Below are 978 nucleotides of genomic sequence, written 5' to 3'. Positions count from 1 at the left end.
TGTGCGCCAACTCCGGCCCGGCAACTTCAATCTCCCCTTCATGCTGAGCCTTCAGCCCGCGAATGGCCATTGCGAGGTCGCCCTCGATCAGAGAAGCGTTCGGACCGACGGACTTTAACGTCCTCGACACCACCCACTTCGGTTTGCTTTGCCACGCCGCTGCGTATTCCCTTTCCGGCCCATCCCATTCCGAATGGTCTCCGTCCCAGTACCGCATGGTCTCGTACATGCGGCGCCCATACAAGCTACCCGTCAAGTTGCGTACATCGTCGATGAAATGGCGGAATAGCACGGGGTCAGGCTGGAACGCCATATGGTCGACGAACCCGTCCAGAGACTGGTTTAATGCGAAAACGATTTTTGCCATACAACGGACTCTCCTTCCTGGTTTTCTCTCACATTCATTATAGATGTGCCTAGACTGATGTTGAAGTTGTATTTTCTTATTTATTTCTTGATTGCTCTAATGACAGCAGATTGTATATATTCATTAATATTTGCACCAGGAACCCAATCCTTAATGAACACTCGCGATTCGTCTTTTGGTTCAACGCTGATATCGACGAATCCGCTCTTACGAAGCATTTCTTTGACTTCTTCTATAGTTGATGCACCAGAAATGCAACTGGCTAAAGAATCTAGATCACCCTTGATTTCTGCCGGCAACTCTGCTGTTGTAACGATATCTGAAACAGCCAAGCGACCACCTGATTTCAATACTCGGAATGCCTCATGAAATACTTGCTGTTTATCGGGAGTTGAACACTCCCCCACTTACGCATTTGCGTTGAAGTGGGAGATTCTTGCGTAATCACCTCATCCGAAGTGAAGTTGAGCAAGCGATCCCTGCGGTTCCCGCAGTTCTTGTTGACCTGGAAGCTTCTATTCGTTTGTCAGAAGCAAGATGTTCTTGGCGGCATTCTCGTCGCGATCATGCACCGCGTCGCACGATCGGCATTGCCACGTTCGTACGCTTAG

At 49.4% G+C, this 978-nt stretch carries 2 protein-coding genes and 1 pseudogene; all 3 read right to left on the bottom strand.

All coding sequences use genetic code 11. The features are described from left to right. A partial coding sequence (locus ACESLK_RS29085) for a dihydrofolate reductase family protein (RefSeq protein ID WP_373233346.1) occupies positions 1 to 313 on the bottom strand: 313 nt, incomplete at its 3' end. 134 nt (positions 314 to 447) lie between these two features. Further along, positions 448 to 759 (bottom strand): annotated as a pseudogene (locus ACESLK_RS29080) (methyltransferase domain-containing protein); the annotation flags it as partial. Positions 760 to 882: 123 nt separating this feature from the next. Further along, the coding region (locus ACESLK_RS29075) for a zinc ribbon domain-containing protein (protein WP_373233345.1) at positions 883 to 978 on the bottom strand (96 nt) is incomplete at its 5' end.

This window comes from Cohnella sp., from assembly GCF_041640265.1.
GTDB lineage: Bacteria > Bacillota > Bacilli > Paenibacillales > Paenibacillaceae > Cohnella.
The sequence above is the reverse complement of the archived record's forward strand: the minus strand, read 5'-3'. Positions and strand labels throughout refer to the sequence as shown.